This is a genomic window from Alteromonas sp. BZK5 (assembly GCF_014349115.1).
Taxonomy (GTDB): Bacteria; Pseudomonadota; Gammaproteobacteria; order Enterobacterales; family Alteromonadaceae; genus Alteromonas; species Alteromonas macleodii.
Genome location: NZ_JACSOE010000023.1, coordinates 45,718 through 63,524 on the forward strand (window position 1 = coordinate 45,718; position 17,807 = coordinate 63,524).

Annotated in this window: 11 protein-coding genes; 6 read left to right on the top strand and 5 right to left on the bottom strand. The window is 45.6% G+C overall.

The window, feature by feature from the left end; all coding sequences use genetic code 11:
- Positions 1–31: 31 nt before the first annotated feature.
- The 4 genes from BIZ39_RS09120 to BIZ39_RS09135 form a co-directional block, all read right to left on the bottom strand.
- Complete coding sequence (locus tag BIZ39_RS09120) at positions 32–799, bottom strand: 3-hydroxybutyrate dehydrogenase (RefSeq protein ID WP_187446825.1); 768 nt, start codon at positions 797–799, stop codon at positions 32–34.
- Entirely contained in the window at positions 792–1,862 is a 1,071-nt protein-coding gene (locus BIZ39_RS09125; RefSeq protein WP_187446826.1) for a PHB depolymerase family esterase, read from the bottom strand. The genes BIZ39_RS09120 and BIZ39_RS09125 overlap by 8 nt, the downstream gene beginning before the upstream one ends.
- Positions 1,859–3,280: a homoserine O-acetyltransferase family protein gene (locus BIZ39_RS09130; protein ID WP_187446827.1), complete on the bottom strand. Its 1,422-nt coding sequence runs from the start codon at positions 3,278–3,280 to the stop codon at positions 1,859–1,861. Before BIZ39_RS09130 ends, BIZ39_RS09125 begins: the two co-directional genes overlap by 4 nt.
- A gap of 104 nt (positions 3,281–3,384) precedes the next feature.
- Positions 3,385–4,680, bottom strand: coding sequence for a GntP family permease (locus BIZ39_RS09135; RefSeq protein WP_014976110.1), 1,296 nt, complete (start codon positions 4,678–4,680; stop codon positions 3,385–3,387).
- 263 nt (positions 4,681–4,943) lie between these two features.
- On the opposite strand from BIZ39_RS09135, the gene BIZ39_RS09140 reads away from it, so the two are divergent.
- Complete coding sequence (locus BIZ39_RS09140) at positions 4,944–7,322, top strand: TonB-dependent receptor (RefSeq protein WP_187446828.1); 2,379 nt, start codon at positions 4,944–4,946, stop codon at positions 7,320–7,322.
- Between the two features lie 244 nt (positions 7,323–7,566).
- Positions 7,567–8,235 (top strand): response regulator transcription factor, encoded by a 669-nt coding sequence (locus BIZ39_RS09145; RefSeq protein WP_187446829.1) that lies wholly within the window; start codon positions 7,567–7,569, stop codon positions 8,233–8,235.
- A 249-nt stretch (positions 8,236–8,484) separates the two neighbouring features.
- Here the strand turns inward: BIZ39_RS09145 and BIZ39_RS09150 are convergent, their stop codons facing one another.
- A complete protein-coding gene (locus BIZ39_RS09150) occupies positions 8,485–12,000 on the bottom strand; it encodes a sodium:solute symporter family transporter (RefSeq protein WP_187446830.1) in 3,516 nt (1,171 codons plus the stop codon).
- Positions 12,001–12,400: 400 nt separating this feature from the next.
- Between BIZ39_RS09150 and grpE the strand changes: the two genes are divergently transcribed.
- The 4 genes from grpE (at position 12,401) to BIZ39_RS09170 (ending at position 17,194) form a co-directional block, all read left to right on the top strand.
- The gene (gene grpE / locus BIZ39_RS09155; protein ID WP_014948971.1) at positions 12,401–13,024 is read left to right on the top strand and encodes a nucleotide exchange factor GrpE; all 624 of its coding nucleotides are present in this window, start codon (positions 12,401–12,403) and stop codon (positions 13,022–13,024) included.
- A gap of 119 nt (positions 13,025–13,143) precedes the next feature.
- On the top strand, positions 13,144–15,072 hold the full coding sequence (gene dnaK, locus BIZ39_RS09160; RefSeq protein ID WP_187446831.1) for a molecular chaperone DnaK: 1,929 nt from the start codon (positions 13,144–13,146) through the stop codon (positions 15,070–15,072).
- Between the two features lie 200 nt (positions 15,073–15,272).
- Positions 15,273–16,403, top strand: a complete 1,131-nt coding sequence (gene dnaJ / locus BIZ39_RS09165) for a molecular chaperone DnaJ (protein ID WP_187446832.1) — start codon at positions 15,273–15,275, stop codon at positions 16,401–16,403.
- 305 nt (positions 16,404–16,708) lie between these two features.
- Positions 16,709–17,194: a c-type cytochrome gene (locus BIZ39_RS09170; RefSeq protein WP_187446833.1), complete on the top strand. Its 486-nt coding sequence runs from the start codon at positions 16,709–16,711 to the stop codon at positions 17,192–17,194.
- The last annotated feature ends 613 nt before the right edge of the window (positions 17,195–17,807 follow it).

A 17,807-nucleotide genomic window follows, 5' to 3' on the forward strand; every position in this document is an offset into this window, starting at 1 on the left:
GAAAAGAAATATTGTGTAAAAAGCTTGCGGGTTATCGTGCCGTCCAGCCCCCATCAAGTACCATAGTTTGCCCTGTTATATTGCGAGCACTGGGCGACATTAAGAAGCTTGCGGTATCGGCAAGTTCTTCAACGCTAACAAATTGCTTTTTAGGCATGGGTTCTAACATTATTTTTGTTATTACCTCTTCCTCGGAAAGGTTATTTTCTTTTGCCTGTGCTGCAATTTGTTTCTCCACCAATGGTGTTTTCACATAGGCGGGGCAAAGGGTATTGATAGTTACATCGCAATCTCCTGTTTCAAGAGCGATAGTTTTTGCGAACCCTAACAGCCCATGCTTCGCCGCTACATAAGCAGACTTATAGGGCGAGGCTACCAACGAGTGAATAGAGCCTACATTGATAATGCGCCCGTAATTTTGCTTACGCATGGCAGGTAAAAACGCTTGGGTTAAAAGAGCAGGGCCAACAAGCATAATATTTATAAGCTGCTGCCACTTATCTGCAGGGAAGTCCTCGATGCGCGAAACGTGCTGAATACCGGCATTGTTTATAAGCACATCAACGGTATGTTTCCCTAGTACCTCAGGTAGCGCTGCGACTTGTTCTGCATTGCATACGTCTACCGCTACTGCGCTGGCCGAACCGTCTAAATGCGCAAGTCGAGTCACAGCCTCTTTTGCTGCCTGTTCGTTTATGTCGGCGATGATCACATGGTGCCCTTGTTTCATCATTGACTCAGCAATGCCAAAGCCAATGCCGCTTGCTCCACCCGTGATAAATATTGTGCGCTTAGTCATTGTTACTTCCGTTGGATTTATTTAGTGAAGGTGCACTATTTAATGAAAACAGCAGCTGTTTTACTGCGTTTATTTGTGCGCCGTTCCTGTTGGCGTAATCGCCAGAGGCATAGCCCCACCAATCCCAACAGCCTTGTGGATTTAACGGCATGAATAACGACTTCTTAGTTTGCGGATAAAGCACAACAATATTGTTGTCATCAGCCCATTCATTCAGCCCCGTTTGGGTAGTGTAGGCATCGCCTACAGCATCGGCATACTGGTTACAGCCGTGGAAACTGATATGGGCTCTGCACGGCTCGCCTTGTGCACAGCTTTCAGGCACATACACAAAACCTTCGCTTGCTAATGTTTTGGCATCGCCACCCGCTATTTTTTGTTGATCAATTGAATGAATTTGCCCTGACAGTGACTCGTCAGGTGTCGAAACATTTTCAATAAGATGAGAGAGCATGGCACCTGCTGCATCGTAGTCGCAGTTCCCAATGAAGGGGCTTTCTGACTTCATGCAGTTAACCCCATTGTTTTGGGTAGGAAAAAGGTGTGCCATCGGCTTGTCATTGATATAGGCAATATTTTGTGTGTCTGTCCACAATTTGTATTGCTCAAATAATAAATCGCTCACTGGTGCAATCACTCTGGTGTCTTGCGTACCGTGGAAAAGCCAGACTTTTGCGTCTTTCATACTGGAAAGCGACGCAATTTTTCCTTCAGTTTCATACTGTTTGGCTTTTTCATTCAGCGCTTCAAGGTTAATTTCTCCCTCTACCTTGTTCACGCACTGTGCCAGGGCAGTGGTTATATCACCTTGTGCACAGAAATACGGGCCGCCAGCAATAACGCCAACGCCTTTTACCCAGTCACTGTGTGCTAACTGAAATTGTGTTGCCATGTAACCGCCTGAGGATAAGCCAGATACGGTAACGTTCTTTAAATCAAGAGTGAGTGACGGAAGCGCGTCTTGCGCAGATGACTCGTTACCGAATACCGGTACACTAACGGCAAGTGCGCTTAATACAGACAGACAAAGCGCGTGGCGTAAAAAGGGGGTAGATTTCATCATTGCATTGCTGCCTTATCATTTTCTAAAAATTGGCGAATAGCCTGAGCCTGAGCGGATACATTCGTCACGCCTTCCAAATGACCTAATTTGCCATTTAGCGTAACCAATGTGCTGTCGTTATTCATTGAAGTTAAACCTTGGTGTGCAGTTTGCGATAAGTAGGGCATAAGAAGCAAATCAGTTTGGGCTGGAATAAACAGCGTTTTCGCCTTTATCGACGCCAGTCCTTGCTCAAGATTACCTTGATGCCCAGCAACGAAGAGCTGGCAAGCTCGAACCAAATACAAAAGGTGGTTTGCGTCCATGGATTTTGCCCGGGTCTTTGCTCGCTCACGTAGCCAATTCACAATACTGTGTGATTGACGTATATCATTAAGCGGCGCCGACTCAACATTTTTATACCCTAACGTGTTGCCGGTTTGGTTGAAAAAAGAAGGGGTAAGGGCATTTTGCGTAATTAACATGAGCGAGGCAGCTAAGCCATTAAGGGGCGCTTGCTCTTTGGAATAAGCGCCGTTGTTCCAGTTTTTATCTAGAGTGATAGGCGTTGCCCAGTGTTCCAATGCCGCGGTAGTCCATGCATCGCTTTGACCTGCGCCGATAACTGAAATCATACGTTCAACCCAGTCTGGGTAAGCGCTCGCCCAATCGATAGCCTGCATAGAGCCCATAGAAGGCCCAATAACCGCATACAGTTTGCTAATGCCTAAACTTTCGAGAAGTGCTTTTTGAACATTGACAAAGTCACGTATTGTCACGACGGGAAAGTCTAAGCCATAGGGTTTGCCTGTATCTGGATTTATTGACGTAGGACCGGTTGTAATAACGTGCGGGTCGTAAGCATTTAGATTGGCCAGCGTATCAACGCTTATTACATAAAAGCGGTCTGTATCAATCGCCTTGCCGGGGCCGATAATACTATCCCAGTAGCCTGGCGCTGGATCGTTTTCATTGTACTTTCCAGCTGCGTGAGAAGATCCAGAAAAATAGTGGGTAATCAGTATAACGTTACTCTTAGCATCATTTAGTGTTCCGTACGCCTCCCAGCCAACTTTTACGTTTTTAATTTGTTTACCACCAAAGGTTGTGAAATGAGGCATTTCAAAAACGCGTTTTTCTACCATCAGCGAAGCGCTTGGCAAGGAAGAAACGGGCTCAGAAGTAGGTGCTTTTGAAGAACTGAGCAATGGCGATGTATCGTCGGATTCGCCAGCAATGCCCTGGCAATGTACCGTCAACATTAGTGTGGCAAATAATCCCACCAAGGAGCGCTGCTTTTTAACTAAATACACCTCAACCAAATTTGCTAATGCTAAGTGTTTCTGCACTCGTTGTGAGCTGAGCTGTTTCAATAGCTTATTGATGCCTTTGCTCTTATTCCACACTAGCGTGGAAGCAAGCGTATTTTTCCAATTCATACTTTCTTATCCCTTTCTCTGGCCGCATTTTTAGATGGCAATGTTTTGCTAGAGTGACTTATATATCGTGCGGCCTTAGGCCATATCGTTGGCTTTGACTAATGCTACATAATGCTAAACAGGCCAATGGCCATGGCAAGGCCAATAACTGGCACCACAACTGTTAGCGCACCAACCGCCCAGTAGGCAGCCTGATGGGTTTCGTTACAAATGGCGCGTATGGTAGTAACCACATAGCCATTGTGAGGTAACGAATCTAATGCGCCTGATGATATAGACACAATTCTATGTAGCTGTTCTGGCTCTACGCCTTGGTCAAGGTAATGCGGAGCCACCAAGGGTAAGGCAATGGCTTGTCCGCCAGATGCACTTCCTGTTAACCCTGCAATCACGCTTACGGCAATGGCGGCACCAATAAGCTCGTTACCAGGAATTTGGGTCATAAGCGCTACTGTTGTTTGAAACGCTTCGGTGTTTTTTGCTATAGAGCCAAAACCTACAACAGCGGCGGTGTTACCTATGGCGATCAATGCGCCGGTGGTACCCGCATTTATGGCAACCGGTAAACTGTGAAAATGTTTGTAGTTAATAGCCAGCAAACACAGTACGCCGCCGCCTAACGCCAGAATAAGCGCAAGCTGAGCGAGTTCTTCATGGAATAGAAACGAAATGACTAACACCACGACTAACGGCACAATTCCGGTAAGCGGGTGGGGTAGCGCTCTGTCTCGCACTTCAGGGTCGCTTGCTCTGGCTTCAAACACCTCGCCGTTATTAACGGCTTTTCTGATCATCTTAGCAAGCCACCAGTAACCGAAGCATGCCATGAATATGGCGACGACAAGGCTAACTTCCCACGCAGCAAAAGGGGAGGTGCCTAAATACTTTATAGGGATCCAGTTTTGGATTTCCGGTGAACCTGCCGAGGTCATCGTAAATGTTACCGACCCGAATGCCATGGCAGCAGGTATGAAGCGACGGGGTAGGTTGGCATCTTTAAACAAACTCACCGCCATAGGGTAAACAGAAAACGCTACCACAAACACGCTTACACCACCGTAGGTCAAAATAGCGCAAGCTAGCACAACAGCTAATACGGCACGCTTGTAACCAATTTTGGTGATAATCCAGCGAGAAACAGCATCTGCTGCTCCTGTGTCTTCCATGAATTTACCGAATAACGCACCAAGTAAAAACATGAAAAACCAAGAGGCGATAAAGCCAGAGAAACCACTCATATAGGTTTGGACGAAGTTTACGTCGCCGGTGAAGACGCCGATATTATTGGTAATGGCAACTACAAGCGCACACAAAGGTGCAGCAATAAAGAGGTTCATTCCGCGTATTGTCAAAACAATAAGCAACAACAGACCGCCTACTAAGCCAATCATACTTAACATAGTTATTATTCCTTAAAAAATCTGTGACCGCAGATGATCCGAAACAGTTAAGTCGATTTAAGATTTGCTTACACTCAAAACCACAAAGTGTATACAAATCAGATAAAAAGCGTTCATAACAGACATAAAGTTTGACGTTACTTTTATCAAAATCCCATAGTACGATGGTACTACATACTATTAACAATTAATTAACTAAAGTGATTTTGACCGTAGGCAATACATCCGGCAGTGACCAGAACTTAGAACAACAAGGACTCACTATGTCTCAATCAATACACACAAATGGCTTGGTTTTACCCTACCAATCACATTCAGCCTCTGTTAGCACAGTAGAACGCAAAAGCGATTCAGTTAAGCTCCCCATTCGCAGCCTTTGTGCCCTAGCGGTGGCAAGCGTTTTAAGCACAGCGCCAGTATTTGCTCAGGATAGTCAAGCCAATGCCGATGCCGAAGCGCAAAAAGGAAAATTAGAACGCATTGAGGTGACAGCGCGAAAAACTGTCGAGTCATTACAGGAAACGCCGGTAGCTATCACGTCTATTGGTGCGGTTGAACTTGGAGAAAAGGGGATTAGCGTGCTGACTGAAGTGCAGCAGTTTTCGCCCAACACTACGCTACAAACCAGTCGCGGTACCAATTCCACCTTGACGGCATTTATTCGCGGATTGGGTCAGCAAGACCCGCTTTGGGGCTATGAACCAGGCGTGGGTATTTATGTTGACGATGTTTATATTGCTCGCCCACAAGGGGCCGTACTTGATTTGTTAGACGTACAGCGTATTGAGGTATTACGTGGTCCGCAGGGGACGCTTTACGGAAAGAATACGATTGGTGGCGCGGTTAAATACGTTACGAAAGAAATGACCGGCGATACGCAGATGAACGTTGAAGCTACGGTAGGTAGCTATAGTCAGCGGGATATCAAAGTGACAGGTCAAATACCGCTGATTGAAGACACGGTGTATCTAGGCGTGGGTTATGCCAACTTAAACCGCGACGGCTTCGGCGAATATCTGGTAAGCGCGTTGCCCAATCAAGATAAAGAGAATTATAACAAAGATCTCTGGGCAGCCCGTGTAACGCTAGAAGTTCACCCGAGTGAAGATTTGTTTTTCCGTATTGGATGGGATAAGACCGAAGACACATCAAATGCGAAAGGCGGCTACCGTTTAATCCCAAGTATGTTAACTGATGCGCCCGTGCCTGATTCGGTTTTCGATTCGTACACCAGCTTACCTACATGGAATAAAGTCGAGTTAGAAGGCTATAACTGGCTGGCACGATACAGAGTGAATGATGATTTAGAGCTTAAATATATTGGTTCGCATAGAGAGAGCTATTCACCTACCAACATTGATTTTGACAATACGCCCCTGCCTATTTTTGATGTGCCGGCAGAGTATGACGACAGTAATGATACTCACGAGATTCAAGCGAATTATATTGGGAACGCGTTTAGCTTAGTGTCAGGGCTCTACTTTTACGATGGTGAGAGTTGCGGTAATTTTGATGCCATTTTAGGTGTGTTAGGTCAATCGCTTGGTGCCTCAGGGTTAACGCGGGAAGTGACGGGTTGTAATAACTCAGAAAGCTGGGCTGCCTATGCGCAAATGAACTATGACGTAACTGATAAGCTATCGCTTTCGCTTGGTGCCCGATACACCGATGAAGAAAAGACCGCGTTTGTAAATAACGGTCTGGTATTCGCCAATGTTTATCCGTATACCGACTGGATTGATGGGTACGTGCGTCCCGACGGACAATTAGTACCTCAAGTACTTGGGACAGACACCGATGGCGATGACGTGTTAGATGCGCCAGCGGTAGAGAGTTGGTCGCGCTTTACCCCGCGAGTGGGCGTGGAGTATCAAATGGACCGCGATACCATGTTCTTCGCGAGCTATTCACAAGGCTTCAAATCGGGCACCTTTAACCCTCGCGCTCAGACTAACGAGCCTGGTGTTGAACCTGAAGTTGTTGACAGCTTCGAGGTGGGTGTGAAGAGCGACTTAACCGACGCACTTCGTATGAATATCACGTTGTTCTCATATGATCACAAAGATCGTCAGTATATTGGTGTAGAAGGGGATTTGTCTGATCCAACAGCCCTTGACCAACGACTGCGCAATGCTGCAGAAACGGCCGCAAAAGGTGCCGAGTTGGAGATGACGTGGGTGGCCACGGATAACCTTCAGTTTGACGTTGCTTACGGCTATATTGACTTTGAGATTAAGAAAAACAATGCAATCCCTCCGCTGATTGGCTTAGCAAGTACGCCAGAGAACACCTTTAATCTTAATGCTAACTACCTACTAGAAACGAGTTTTGGGGATATTACGTTCAACGCCAACTACTACTATCGCGATGATTACCTTATCTTTGAAACCAGCGATCTTATTCAACAAGATGCCTATGGTATGGTGAACTTAAGCGCGCGCTGGGAAAGTGTTGAAGGCGACTGGTATGCTGGACTACACGTCAAAAACCTGACCGATGAAGAGTATCTGGTTGGTGGTTATGACTTTGTTACGCAAGACGATGAAGGTAACTTTGGTCCGGGCCTTGGTGGCGATACGACACTTATCGGTTATTACGGTGACCCACGTACAGTTCACCTTACGGTAGGTTATAGATTTTAAACGGTATGTTGTGAAGAAGACCGGCAACACGTTTCACGCCTAGGCCATTGCGCTTAGGCGTGCTCACGTTTGCTCGACCTCTTTCGATTGTGTTGGCCGGCGGATATGTCGAGTAGTGAAGGGCGTGGTGCGGAGCGTTACTCTATAACAGATACGCCAATAACAGGTACGCCAATACGATTAACCTTTTTCTACCGGCGTGGTAGTATGTTGATTAACAAGGTAGTTACAAGTTGATAGCATTATGTCTGTGAAAATCTTGATTGCTGATGATCATCCTCTGTTCAGGGCTGCGATGTGCCATGCGTTAGCTAGTGTGGAGCATATCGAACTTGTAGAAACCTCCACGTTCCCCGATACGCTCATTAGTCTTGAAGAAAATGACGACATCGATCTGCTTTTCTTAGATCTCACGATGCCAGGCAATGAAGGGTTAAATGGCCTTGCTGAGGTACATGCGCTCTATCCTGATGTACTTGTTGTTGTTATTACCGCACAAGAAGAGCCTGATGTTATGGCAAAATCGTTTGCGTTAGGCGCAAGCGGTTTTATACCCAAATCAGCTTCGGTCGATTGCATTATTGACGCGGTAAATACGGTGTTAGACGGTGAAACTTGGATCCCGCCTTCAGTTCACAATGCATCAGCTACGATGCCAAATGCCTCTGCATCGAATGTGAATGGCCACTCTGGCCAAGATGATTTCACAAACCGATTAAAGCAACTTACCCCTCACCAACTTAAAGTGTTGCGCATGGTATCAGACGGCTTGCTAAACAAGCAGATTGCTTACGAACTGGCCATTTCTGAGTCCACCGTTAAACAGCATGTATCTGCAGTATTGAGAAAGCTTGGTGTTATTAACAGAACCAAGGCCGGTATCGCGTTCAAAAATGCAATGCATTTAAGTTGAGCTCAGTACAAAACATGAAGTAAGCCGAGACAGCTCATATTTTTTGAGAAGGAGTGCGCGGTTAGTCACCCGTACTTGCCTTGTTTTCTTTTTAAAAATGCATTTTTACAATGCAGCTCGTCGGGTTCAATCGATCTCCTTACATTCCTGTGATAGCGTAAAAGTTAAAAAGTATTTTGATGCAAACCCACTACCAAAAGAAGATGAAATATTTATTGCCGTACTACAAATGCGATCACGAGTTCTCTATTAAACAAGCGATTGCTTTAGCAGTCGCTTAAGTGCCGCAGGCTTTAAGGGTTTTGGCAGGTAGCTAAATTGTTGCTCCGCTGCTTCTTCTCTTATGTCGTTACTTCTGTTGGCAGTGACTAGAATCTTTAAGGCAAAACTCACGTTATTTTCAGAAAGAATCGCTGCAACGTCAAAACCGGTTTCGCCATAATTTAGGTGATAATCGGCGACGAGCACATCAAAGTGTTCTTGTGAAATACTCGACACTTCTGCTCCGCCCGCTATCAATGTTGTTCGCCCTCCCCAATCTCTCAGTAAGGTACACATTGCATTTGCCACTTGCTCGTCATTTTCTACAAGTAGAAAACGGGTGTCTTTTAAAAATGCATTGTTGTTTTTATTCGCTGAGTCTAAAGAGGGCATTTGATGGGAGTGCGAGGAGACAGGGCGAAAACGGCTGTCTAATGCGCTTTTTTTAACGCTTACTGAATTATTTGGCGCACTTGCTGAGTTCTTCGTTAATACCGATTTATTAAAAGGAGAGTCAACATGGTTAGTGTTGCTTATGTGCGCTGTGGGAATCGAGGCTTCGTTTTGAAATGCTCTAGATACAGCCACACTGAAGCAGCTTCCTTTATTTGTCGATGAAGTCAGCCCGACTTCATGACCGAGTAGTCGACATATCTTATCTACAATAGTCAAGCCCAATCCAATTCCTTCGCCTTTGTTGTTGCTCTCTAGCTGGTGGAACTCACTAAATATTTCATGCTGTTGGTGGTCGGCGATACCTAGCCCGGTATCGTAAACACAAAGCTTTATAACCTGCTCGGTATTTGTGATTCTTGTGCGTCTCACGCCCACCAAAATACGGCCTTTTGCGGTATAGCGGACTGCGTTGGACAGCAAGTTTTGAAGCACCCTTCGCAGTAGTACTTTGTCCGAGTACACCGTAACTTTGGTCGGTACATACCTGAGCTCAATACCTTTTTGCTTTGCAATGACACTAAATTCCTGTACCAATGAAGACAACATATCACTGACTGGAAATTCGGTCTTTTGAGGAGTAAGTACGCCAGCGTCTAATTTCGTCATATCAAGTAGCATTGAAAGTAAGCTCTGAGCATTGTCCAAAGAATTCACCACGCCTTCAGATAGTGTGGCCAGTTCACTGCCTTGCGTCTTTTTGCTGAGCATGCTGGCAAATAATGTTGCGGCGTTGAAGGGTTGCATGAGATCGTGCCCAGCCGCGGCCAGAAATTTGGTTTTGCTCTCGTTAGCTTTGTCAGCGCGTTGTTTGGCTTCTTCTAATTCTGCTGTGCGCTGCGCAACCCTTGCCTCCAAATCTTCTTTTGCACTTTCTAATTCTTTTTGAATTGCTATGTATTCAGTGATATCGCTATAGGTAGTCACGTAGCCGCCACCAGGCAGCGGCGCGCCGTTAAGCTCTATCACTTTTCCGTCAGGCTGTTTGCGAATATGTTTATGACGGGTGCCTTCCAGCATGTAGCTAACGCGCTTTTCGATGGATGAGGGGCTAAACAACCCTCGGTTTGCGTTGTAGCTAAGTATATCGGTAATGGGCATGCCCGCTTTTAGAAATCCTTTAGGGTAGGCAAATAACTCCACGTAACGTTCGTTCCACGCCAGTAGCTGCAGTTTGTCATCAAGCACACTTATGCCTTGCTCAATGTTTTGCACTGACGATTGAAGTACCTCGTGGTTAAACTGAAATGACTGAGAAGCTTCTTCTACCCAGTCAACCAGTTCTGGAAAGCTATCGCTGCCTGTATCTGCGATGGCGCCCAGTAATATACGAGCACTAGGTGCTCCTACTTGTGCAGCAAGCAACTTATTTACCCTGTCGATAAGCGCCTGACTGGCATAACCACTGCTAGCGGCGCGATTGACGTCAACTGATAGCTGCTTAACCAGTTGAGAGTGCGTAGCACTTTCGAGCACACGTTCGGTGAGTGCAATTAAGTCCCTCACTTTTACCAGTAATCGAGGTGTGTCGTGAGCTGTGAGGAGCGTATTATTTGGCTTAGTGCAACGTCTTGATGTAATCAATGCAACCGTGACGAATGTTAGGCAATTAGCCAATAAGGAAAAGGCAAAGCCCAAACCAAGCGCTTGGTCAGTGGGTGTCGGGTTGAAATAATAACTCGACAGTAAGCTTGGGTAGAGGAGGAATGCTGCCCAACATGTGAACCCTACCAACAAGGCGCAAATAGCTGCAGCTTTGTTGCTTTTCGGCCAGTAAAGACCAAACATGAGTGAAGGCATGCACTGTGCTAATAATGCAATAGCAATCACCCCGCTTTTAACCAAAGGTGCAGCCTGACTTATATTCAAGTGATACCAGAGCGCAATGCTAAGTACGACCACAACGGTAATACGACGTATAGACAGTATTTTGTTTGGCTGCATTGAACGATTGGGCGAAGTCTTTAGTCGCGCTTTTAGCCAAAGTGGCGTGACAACATTGTTCGAGATCATTATTCCCAGCGCCAAGGTTGCAACAATCACCATGCTGGTGGTTGCAGAAAGACCTCCTATGAAAGCAAATGACGACAGCGCGATATTTTCAGCATATAAAGGAAGGGCAAGCACATACGCATCAGAGCTCGTATCCACTGGCAGCAGCATTTTTCCTGCAAGTGCAATAGGAATTATAAAAAGGGTCATGCCAAATAAATAGAGGGGAAATAGCCACCTTGCCGTTCTAAGCTCTCCCTCACCGTTCTGCTCAACGAAGTTCATATGAAACTGTCGTGGCAAAACGAACATAGAACAAACGCCCAAAACAACATGTGATACATAAACCCAGGGGGCGCTATCAGCATAAATGACTTCTCGAGCACTGGTATTTGAAGCGGCGTTAGACACCAAATCCAACACACCATCGAACAGATAGAAGCAAACGAAAACACCTACAGCGCACAGGGCAACAAGCTTTATAATCGATTCAAACGCTATAGTAAGTAGCAGACCGGGGTGTTTGTCGGTCAAGTTGAGTGTACGGGTACCGAAGATAATGGCAAATAATGCGAGCAAGATAGCTACGTAGATACTTAACCATGGCGTGCTTGTATGTGCGTCGTCAGTCAACAAATTTATTGATTTCGTAATGGCGTCTAACTGCAGGGCAATGTAGGGCACTACACCGAAAAAACACAGTAAAGTGATAAGCGCGGCAATCAAGTGGGAGTGCTGATACTTAAGTGAGATGAGGTCTGCTAAAGAGCTAATGTTGTGTTGTTGACACAGTCTGCTTATATGAAGCACCACAGGAAACGCAAATGCCATAGTTAGCATAATCCCTAAATAAGTAGGGATGACTGCCCAGCCATATTGTGCCGCTTGCGAGGTAGTGCCGAAAAATGCCCAAGATGTACAATGCACGCCCAATCCAAGACTGTACAGTATTGGATGTTGCCGGTTGTCACGCAAACGCTTATCACCCCAAAATGCTAAAGCGAAAAGTGCGAGGAGGTAAAAACCAACAATAGTGCCAACCGTCCAAATACTTAGCATAGATATTCCGTGTCGTAGCGCTCGATGAGTTGAAATGGTAGTGGTACGCTTTTCTCTAGAAATTACATTAACACGGTTTTTACACTCGTCACAGGTTCATGGAACAGGGCAGTAGATATTGGAGCTCTCTGGGCAAACAATAGGTTAATAGCGGGTTGATATGAACCGCATTTGAGCCGGAGTTAATGTACCTAGGTTGAGCTTGGCGTTAGCGAATTACCATGAGTACGTTAGTCTCATTTCCCTACTTATAGATTTTTTAGCATTACATCCACAAAAATATTGTGGATACCCTTGATCACCTTAAATCTAGCCCCATAACTAAGCGCAACAGACTTATTCCCAATAATTTTAACGTTATTGGGCAATGCCTAATTAAGAAAAACGTTTGGAGGTAGGCATGAGCGATAATCGCGACGTGCAGGCAGAACAAGAAAATACAGTTGATCAAACTGTACAAAATGCTGAAGAAGCGCAAGTAGAAGCGTCACAAGCAGAAGGCGTAGAGCTTGATGAAAATGCACAACGCATTTACGAGCTAGAAACGGCACTTTCTGAGGCGCAAGCCACAATCAAAGAGCAACAAGATGGCGTGCTTCGCGCGCGCGCAGACGCTGACAACGCACGTCGTCGTGCTGAAGGTGAAGTAGAAAAGGCGCGTAAATTTGCCCTTGAACGCTTTGCTGGCGAGTTGCTTCCGGTTATTGATAACCTAGAGCGTGCTATCGAAATGACCGATGGCGACAATGAAGCGGTTAAGCCGCTTTTAGAAGGTGTGGAAATGACCCACAAAACTTTCTTAAGCACTATTGAGAAATTTGGATTAAGCCTTATTGATCCGCAGGGTGAAACCTTCAACCCTGACTTGCATCAGGCAATGTCTATGCAAGAAAGTGCAGACCACGAGCCAAATACGGTGATGGCGGTTATGCAGAAAGGTTATCAAATTAACGGCCGCTTGTTACGCCCTGCCATGGTTATGGTATCGCGTGCGCCAAGTGGTGGTGTGGACACGCAAGCGTAAGTCACGCATTTTGCGATAAACACACAAAAATGTCAGTTTTTTTACTGACATCTATTGAAAAGGCTGGGGAATAACCCCACTAAAAGTACAGAATTAAGAAACTTTTTCGGAGACACGAAATGGGTAGAATCATTGGTATCGATTTAGGTACAACGAATTCATGTGTCGCAGTTCTAGACGGCGACAAACCTCGCGTAATTGAAAACGCGGAAGGCGATCGTACAACCCCTTCAATCATCGCTTACACAAACGATGGGGAAACATTAGTTGGTCAGTCTGCAAAGCGTCAGGCGGTAACTAACCCGACTAACACATTATTCGCAATTAAGCGTCTAATTGGTCGTCGCTTTCAAGATAAAGAAGTACAGCGTGACATCGACATCATGCCTTTCAAAATTGTAGGTGCTGATAACGGTGATGCGTGGGTAGAAGCGAAAGGCGAGAAAATGGCGCCTCCGCAGATTTCTGCTGAAGTACTTAAGAAAATGAAAAAGACAGCTGAAGATTATCTTGGTGAAGAAGTTACTGGCGCAGTTATCACTGTTCCTGCTTACTTCAACGATTCTCAGCGTCAAGCAACTAAAGACGCGGGTCGCATCGCAGGTCTTGAAGTTAAGCGTATTATCAACGAGCCAACTGCTGCTGCTCTTGCCTACGGCATGGACAAAAAGCAAGGCGACAACGTTGTTGCAGTATACGACTTAGGTGGTGGTACGTTCGATATCTCTATCATCGAAATCGATGAAGTAGACGGCGAACACACGTTTGAAGTACTAGCAACTAATGGTGATACTCACCTTGGTGGTGAAGACTTCGATAACCGTGTTATCAACTACCTAGTTGAAGAGTTTAAGAAAGACCAAGGCATCGATCTTCGTAAAGATCCGCTTGCTATGCAGCGTCTTAAAGAAGCGGGTGAAAAAGCGAAGATTGAGCTTTCTTCTTCTCAACAGACCGAAGTTAACCTGCCTTACATCACTGCTGATGCAACAGGTCCTAAGCACTTAGCTATTAAGCTTACTCGTGCAAAACTTGAGTCTTTGGTTGAAGACCTAGTTAAGAATTCACTTGAGCCGCTTAAGAAGGCACTAGCTGATTCAGATCTTTCTGTAGGCGACATCAACGACATCATCCTAGTTGGTGGTCAAACTCGTATGCCGCTAGTACAGAAGTACGTGACTGAATTCTTTGGCAAAGAGCCACGTAAAGACGTAAATCCTGATGAAGCAGTTGCAGTAGGCGCAGCAATTCAAGGTGGCGTACTTTCAGGTGACGTTAAAGACGTACTACTTCTAGACGTTACACCTCTGTCTCTAGGTATCGAGACTATGGGTGGCGTGATGACTGTGCTTATCGAGAAGAACACGACAATTCCAACGAAGAAGTCGCAAACGTTCTCGACTGCTGAAGACAACCAGTCTGCGGTAACAGTACACGTACTACAAGGTGAGCGTAAGCAATCAAGTGGCAACAAGTCTCTTGGTCAGTTCAACCTAGAAGGTATTCGTCCAGCAGCACGCGGTGTACCGCAAATCGAAGTAACATTCGACCTTGATGCTGACGGTATCCTACACGTGTCTGCGAAAGACAAAGACACAGGTAAAGAGCAGAAGATCACTATCAAAGCTTCTTCAGGCCTAAGCGATGAAGAAGTAGAAAAAATGGTAGCTGACGCGGAAGCGAATAAAGAGTCTGATAAGAAGTTTGAAGAGCTGATTCAAGCGCGTAACCAAGCTGACGGTATGGTTCACGCCACACGTAAACAGCTTGAAGAAGTTGGCGATGCACTAAGTGCAGAAGACAAAGCGCCAATCGAAGATGCACTTTCAGCACTCGAAACTGCAGTTAAAGGCGAAGACAAAGCGGACATCGAAGCGAAAACGCAAGAGCTTATCCAAGCATCTAGCAAGCTGATGGAAGCGGCACAAGCTCAGCAAGCTGCAGCCGGTGGCGCAGAAGGTGCAGAGCAGCAAGCTTCTTCTGGTAAAGCAGACGATGACGTTGTTGACGCTGAATTCGAAGAAGTGAAAGACGACGACAAGAAGTAAACTGTTGTGTCAGGCCCGTTACCTAGCATGTTAGCGGGCCGTGTAAGCAGTTCAGGCGCAGCAGGAATTTCTTGTTGCGCCTTTGTTGTGTAAATGACTTGGCTTTATTGAATGTGTGTTCAGGTTATTTTCACAACAGTCAGATGTAGATTCGATGAGCATAAAATGCTTATCGACAAAAAGTAGGATATGTAAACGATATGTCGAAACGAGACTACTACGAAGTACTCGGGGTAGATAAAAGCGCAGGCGAACGCGAAATTAAAAAGGCGTATAAGAAGCTGGCGATGAAATATCACCCTGACCGTACGCAAGGCGATAAAGGCCTGGAAGATAAATTTAAAGAAATCCAGGAAGCCTACGAAATTCTGTCAGATTCGCAGAAACGTGCAGCATACGACCAATATGGCCACGCGGGAGTAGATCCTAACCGTGGTGGCGGTGGCTTCGGTGGTGGTGCCGATTTCGGCGATATTTTTGGTGATGTATTTGGTGATATCTTCGGCGGTGGCCGAGGAGGTCGTCAATCTCGCGCACGTCAAGGTTCAGACCTTCGCTACAACTTAGAGTTAACGCTTGAAGAAGCGGTTCGTGGCAAGAACGTAGATATTCGCGTTCCGACTTTGGTCGAGTGTGAAGTCTGCGATGGTTCTGGTGCGAAGAAAGGCTCTTCACCTAAGACCTGTCCAACCTGTCACGGCAATGGTCAAGTTCAAATGCGCCAAGGCTTCTTTGCTGTTCAGCAAACCTGCCCAACGTGTTCGGGCAAAGGCAAGATCATTGAAGATCCTTGTAACAGCTGTCATGGCCATGGTCGTAAAGAAAAGACTAAGACCCTTAACGTTAAAATTCCAGCTGGCGTAGATACCGGTGATCGTATTCGTCTATCAGGCGAAGGTGAAGCTGGAGAGAACGGTGCACCTCCAGGTGATTTATACGTTCAGGTCCACGTACGTGAGCACGATATCTTTAAGCGCGATGGCAACAATTTGTACTGTGAAGTGCCGTTAAGCTTCACTACGGCAGCCCTTGGCGGCGAGCTAGAAGTGCCAACGCTCGATGGCAAAGTAAAACTGAAAATCAGCCCTGAAACGCAGACTGGCCGAATGTTCCGTCTACGTGGTAAAGGTGTTAAATCAGTGCGAAGTGGTGCCATGGGCGACTTAATGTGTAAGGTTGTGGTCGAAACACCAGTAAACTTATCATCTCGCCAAAAAGAACTACTTCAAGAGCTTGAAGAGTCGATGGGTAAAGCGTCAAGTAAGCACAGCCCGAAAGCGCAAGGCTTCTTTGACGGCGTTAAAAAGTTCTTTGACGATTTAACGAACTAATTGCTTAGTAGTACATACTTCATTTGAAAGCCCTCAGTTGAGGGCTTTTTTATTTTGAAAGGTATTTAAACGCACTCTTATAAGTGGTCAATTATCCATGCAGATTAGTAATAGAGAGTGCTCACTTTAAGAAGGAAAGGGGGGAGTTAGTCTTTTCTTTACTTACTTTTACCGCTAAAAATCTTGCGCATCATCCGACTATTCGTCACGATAACCTAAGTATCGGGACTTTTAGCTTGTTGGTTACAAGGCTTAAAAGCCCGTTTGAGACCAATGAATAATATTTACCTAACAAGGGAACAGGCATGAAATTTTCAAGTAAATTGCTATTGAGCGCTGCCACGGCAGGCGCAATCTTATCAGGCTCGGTATTAGCTGCTGACGTGACAGAAGCAACGTCAGAAAAACACGCGGGAGCTGCAACACAATATCGCCAGGCCGTTTTTCAGTTAGTACGCAGTAACATGGGACCGTTAGGTGGTATGGCAAAAGGTGCTTTACCTTTTGACGAAAGCGTTATGGAAATAAATGCAGTACGTCTAGAGCAACTTGCTGACATGATGGGCGACTATTTATCAGTTGATACCCGTAAGTTTGACGTTGAAACTGGCGCAAAAGATGAAATTTGGGAAAATTTCTCAGATGTAGAAAAGAAAGTGATGGCACTTAAAACGGCAGCGCAAGGGCTTCAAGCAGCTGTTAAAGCGGGTGATGAAAGCGCGTACAGAGGTGCAATCGGTAAAATTGGTGCAAGCTGTAAATCATGCCATGACGACTATAAGAAGGACTAGCCCAAGCTTGTTTTTCAACACGTGAAAGCGCTCTAATATCGGGTCAGTAATAATGTGCCTATTGCATTTTACTGACCCAAAACCTCGATTAAAACTTCGATGTGTTAATTAGTATTTTATAATTGAATCATATAGATAAATTGAGAATGGCGCTGAAGCGCAGACTCGCAACCTTCCTCAAACAGCAGTGTACTTTTTCGTCCAGGGCTTTGTAGATAATAAGCACTAGGCATCGCCGAACACTACGTTTCAACACCTGGATTGCGTGTACCGCAAAATATATCAATGAATAGCGGGCCAAAATGGGCGGAACTAGTATCTCCGTTTAGCGATGTCGGCAAACTGTTTCTAGCGCGCTAAGCTCAGTAATGTTAGATCCTGTTCAGATAAAAGAGCTCGCAAGTACTATCCCGGATTTCAAATAGTTAATTCGTAAAAAGAGGAACTTTCCACGGATTCGAAACGTTTTAACGGGTTTTTGCTGGAAGTTTGTACAATTCTTGGCTATGTTAAACACTCAGGCTTGGCGATAGTTTTCTTCGACTGAAGGTACGCGTTTAGGTACCCAATCTTCGCAGGTCCTGCTTTTAAAAAATATAAAACAGCTCGTAGA

Excerpts from the sequence above, each read along its gene's own strand:
- BIZ39_RS09120 (WP_187446825.1), bottom strand. The coding sequence starts at position 799 with ATGACTAAGCGCACAATATTTATCACGGGTGGAGCAAGCGGCATTGGC.
- BIZ39_RS09125 (WP_187446826.1), bottom strand. The coding sequence starts at position 1,862 with ATGATGAAATCTACCCCCTTTTTACGCCACGCGCTTTGTCTGTCTGTA.
- BIZ39_RS09130 (WP_187446827.1), bottom strand. The coding sequence starts at position 3,280 with ATGAATTGGAAAAATACGCTTGCTTCCACGCTAGTGTGGAATAAGAGC.
- BIZ39_RS09135 (WP_014976110.1), bottom strand. The coding sequence starts at position 4,680 with ATGTTAAGTATGATTGGCTTAGTAGGCGGTCTGTTGTTGCTTATTGTT.
- BIZ39_RS09140 (WP_187446828.1), top strand. The coding sequence starts at position 4,944 with ATGTCTCAATCAATACACACAAATGGCTTGGTTTTACCCTACCAATCA.
- BIZ39_RS09145 (WP_187446829.1), top strand. The coding sequence starts at position 7,567 with ATGTCTGTGAAAATCTTGATTGCTGATGATCATCCTCTGTTCAGGGCT.
- BIZ39_RS09150 (WP_187446830.1), bottom strand. The coding sequence starts at position 12,000 with ATGCTAAGTATTTGGACGGTTGGCACTATTGTTGGTTTTTACCTCCTC.
- grpE (WP_014948971.1), top strand. The coding sequence starts at position 12,401 with ATGAGCGATAATCGCGACGTGCAGGCAGAACAAGAAAATACAGTTGAT.
- dnaK (WP_187446831.1), top strand. The coding sequence starts at position 13,144 with ATGGGTAGAATCATTGGTATCGATTTAGGTACAACGAATTCATGTGTC.
- dnaJ (WP_187446832.1), top strand. The coding sequence starts at position 15,273 with ATGTCGAAACGAGACTACTACGAAGTACTCGGGGTAGATAAAAGCGCA.
- BIZ39_RS09170 (WP_187446833.1), top strand. The coding sequence starts at position 16,709 with ATGAAATTTTCAAGTAAATTGCTATTGAGCGCTGCCACGGCAGGCGCA.